This window comes from uncultured Aquincola sp. (genome assembly GCF_964001545.1).
Lineage (GTDB): Bacteria > Pseudomonadota > Gammaproteobacteria > Burkholderiales > Burkholderiaceae_C > Aquincola.
This window is the reverse complement of sequence record NZ_CAXFDV010000173.1, coordinates 1-3352: the sequence shown is the minus strand read 5'-3', so window position 1 is coordinate 3352 and position 3352 is coordinate 1. Positions and strand designations below refer to the sequence as shown.

Genomic DNA, 3352 nt, shown 5'->3' with positions numbered 1-3352 from the left:
TGTCGGCCACGATGCGGGTGAGCCGCTGCTGGTCGGGCGTGGCGGCGTCTTCTTCCATCAAGGCATTGGCCTGCGCGATGGCGGCCAGCGGATTGCGGATCTCGTGCGCGATGCCGGCGGACACACGGCCCATCGCCGCCAGCTTTTCCTGCCGGGTGCGGGCCTGCACCGTGCGCAGGTCTTCGAGGAACAGCACGCACAGCTCTTCACCGGCCGCCAGCCGGTCTTCGGCCCGGCGGCCGGTGAAGCGGGCCCGCAGCCGCAGGCGCCGCTCGCCACCGCCCGGCAAGGGCAGGCCGGCTTCGCGCGTGCCTTCGCCCCAGCCGCCGAATTCAAAGGCATCGCCCACCGCCGCCGCCAGCGGCTGCCAGGCCGGCACCGGCGCCAGCTCGAACGGGGCGGCCGGTGCCAGGCCCTGGTCGGCCAGCAGCCGGCGCGCGGCGGGGTTGGCGGCCCGCACCCGCATGCGGCGGTCGATCACCAGCACGCCGTCGGCCATCTGCTCGATCACCAGCCGGTTGAGCTGCGCCTGCTGGCGCGCCAGCTCCAGGCTGCCGCGGGCCGCGGCTTCTTCGCGGGCCAGGCGGCCGGCCAGCTCACCGGCCAGCAGCGCGATGACAAACAGGCCGATGCCCGCCAGGCCGGCCTGCATCATCAGCACCGCCATGTCGCCGCCGGCCAGCGTACCGCGCCAGGCGCCGCCCAGCAGCACCAGGGCCGCGGCGGCGGCCGTGCCCAGTGAGGTGACGCGCGGCGTGAGCACCGCCGCCATCAGCACCGGCAGCACCAGCAAGGCCACGTAGTTGAAGCCGGACGCCGGGTCCAGCAGGTGCAGCACCGAGAACACCACCACGTCCACGCCCACGGTGGCCGCGGTGATGGGCACCGACAGCGTGGGCCCCACGCCGGCGCCGCGCCAACGCGGCAGCAGCCACAGCAGCAGCGCCTGCACCGCGTAACCTGCGCTGAGCGTCATCGCTGGCCACAGCGCACGCCCGCCCAGCGCACTGCCCGCCCCCTGGGCCAGCAGCAGCGCCAGGCCGATCACCGCACGGGCACCGACGAACAGGCGGAAAAAGCGCTGGAACGCCGAAGGCTCGGGCTGCGCATCGCGGCGGGAACCCGGGCCCGGCGCGGCCTCGCCGGCGGGGCCCAGCGTGCCCCGCCAGGTGGGGGCGGCATCGCTGCTGCGGTCGGTCGCGCGCCGGCCCTGGCGGCGCCGCTCGGCACCCGCCACGCCAGGCGCCGCAGCGGGCTGCGGGCCACGCGCAGCGAACTGGCTCACGCGCGGGGCCCGGCGTCGCGGTGGGCGGCGCTGCAATACACCGCGCCGTCGGGCCCGGGCAGCGCTTCGCTGCGCGGCAGGTGCAGGCCGCAATGGCCACAGGCCACCATGCCTTCGAGCTGCGGCGCGCGGCCCGCCCGCGGCGGGCGCGGCGTGGCCGGCGGGGCGCTGCGCTTGCGCGACATCACATACAGCACCACGCCGATGATGAGGAACAGCACCAGGTACTTCATGACACGCGGCCCAGCAGCACCTCGAGCACGAAACGAGAGCCGATGTAGGCCAGCAGCAGCAGCGCCGCGCCGGCATACAGCCAGCGGGTGGCATGGCGACCGCGCCAGCCGCGCACATGGCGGCCCACCATCAGCACCGCCACCGTGCCCCAGCCCAGCAACGAGAAGATGGTCTTGTGGTCCCACTTCCACAGCCCCGGCGCCTGCACCGCGCTGCCGATGCCCAGCAGCAGCGCGGCACTGAGCACCACGAAGCCGGCATCGACGAAGCGGAAGGTCAGGCGCTCCAGCCGCATCAACGGCAGGCCCAGCGGCGCGGGCAGCACACCGCCGGTGGGGGCGGGCCGGCCGGCACGCGGGCGCATCTGGCGCTCGGCGGCATCGAGCAGCGAGGCATGCAACACCGCCGCGCCGAAAAGGCCGTAAGAGGCCACGCCCAGCAGCCAGTGCAGCGGCACCCAGGGCGAGCCCACGTGCACCCGCACGTCGCCCGGAAACATCAAGGTGAGCAGCAGCGTGGCACTGCCGGCCAGCGCCAGCAGCCGGCGCACGCCGGGCAGGGGCACGAAGCGGCTTTCCACCGCGTGCATGGCCAGCACCAGCCACACCGTGACCGACAGCGCCGGTGCGAAGCCGAAGCGCGCGCCGCGCAGCTCCTGGCCCCAACCGCCCACGTCCAGCACCAGCGCCAGGCCATGGGCCACCCAGGCCACGCCCAGCGCCACGGCGGGCCAGCGCGCGCGTGATTCGATGGGCCAGGTGGCCGCCGCATACCCCACCAGCGCGACCAGGCCGAGCACCCAGACGGACAGGGCCGCCACGTCGGTGGAACCCGAGAGAAAGTTCATGAATGAAAAAGGCCCCCTGGTCCGGGCTGCGCCCGGTCCGCCCCCCGAGGGGGCCAAGGAAACTTGGGGCGGCCCGGCGTTTCCTCGGCAGTGTACGTTCGGGCCACTGCGCCTTCGTGTCTGGCCGCGGTGACGGCCCGGCCCCCTACACCCCGCCTGCTAGCATTTGCCCCTTCGGCCGCCCTCTGCGCCTGTCTCGCGCGGCCCCTGCCCCCTGAAGCTCCCGGAACCGTCATGGCCTCCACACTCGCCGATCGCCTGTCACAACTCGTCAAGACGATGCGCGGCCAAGCCCGCATCACCGAAGACAACGTCAAGGACATGCTGCGCGAAGTGCGCATGGCGCTGCTGGAAGCCGACGTGGCACTGCCGGTGGTGCGCGACTTCATCGAGCGGGTGAAGAACAAGGCACTGGGCGCCGAGGTGGCCGGCTCGCTGAACCCCGGCCAGGCGCTGGTGGGCATCGTGCACAAGGAGCTGGCCGCCACCATGGGCGAAGGCGTCAGCGACCTCGACCTGGCCACGCAGCCCCCCGCCATCATCCTGATGGCCGGCCTGCAGGGCGCCGGCAAGACCACCACCACCGCCAAGCTGGCCAAGCACCTGATCGAGCGGCGCAAGAAGAAGGTGCTGACCGTCAGCGCCGACGTCTACCGCCCCGCCGCCATCGAGCAGCTGAAGACCGTGACGCGCCAGGCCGGCGCCGAGTGGTTTGCCAGCACGCCCGAGCAGAAGCCGCACGACATCGCGCTGGCCGCGCTGGACTACGCCCGCAAGCACTACTTCGACGTGCTGCTGGTGGACACCGCCGGCCGGCTGGCGATCGACGAGGCCTTGATGGCCGAGATCCGCGACCTGCACGCCACGCTCAAGCCGGTGGAAACGCTGTTCGTGGTCGATGCGATGCAGGGCCAGGACGCGATCAACACCGCCAAGGCCTTCAAGGAGGCGCTGCCGCTGACCGGCATCGTGCTGACCAAGCTGGA

The 3352-nt window shown here is 73.1% G+C and carries 4 protein-coding genes; 1 reads left to right on the top strand and 3 read right to left on the bottom strand.

What is annotated here, in order from left to right:
• The 3 genes from ABNT58_RS05970 to ccsA form a co-directional block, all read right to left on the bottom strand.
• The coding region (locus ABNT58_RS05970) for a histidine kinase dimerization/phospho-acceptor domain-containing protein (RefSeq protein WP_348752588.1) at positions 1 to 1285 on the bottom strand (1285 nt) is incomplete at its 3' end.
• Complete coding sequence (locus tag ABNT58_RS05965; protein ID WP_348752587.1) at positions 1282 to 1518, bottom strand: PP0621 family protein; 237 nt, start codon at positions 1516 to 1518, stop codon at positions 1282 to 1284. The genes ABNT58_RS05965 and ABNT58_RS05970, both read right to left, overlap by 4 nt.
• Positions 1515 to 2366, bottom strand: coding sequence for a cytochrome c biogenesis protein CcsA (gene ccsA, locus ABNT58_RS05960; protein WP_348752586.1), 852 nt, complete (start codon positions 2364 to 2366; stop codon positions 1515 to 1517). Before ccsA ends, ABNT58_RS05965 begins: the two co-directional genes overlap by 4 nt.
• A gap of 234 nt (positions 2367 to 2600) precedes the next feature.
• Here ccsA and ABNT58_RS05955 point away from each other — a divergent pair.
• Positions 2601 to 3352 (top strand): signal recognition particle receptor subunit alpha (locus tag ABNT58_RS05955; protein ID WP_348752585.1); only part of this gene is annotated, 752 nt, incomplete at its 3' end.

Coding starts and splice junctions, on each gene's coding strand:
- ABNT58_RS05965 (WP_348752587.1), bottom strand. CDS start 1,518: ATGAAGTACCTGGTGCTGTTCCTCATCATCGGCGTGGTGCTGTATGTG.
- ccsA (WP_348752586.1), bottom strand. CDS start 2,366: ATGAACTTTCTCTCGGGTTCCACCGACGTGGCGGCCCTGTCCGTCTGG.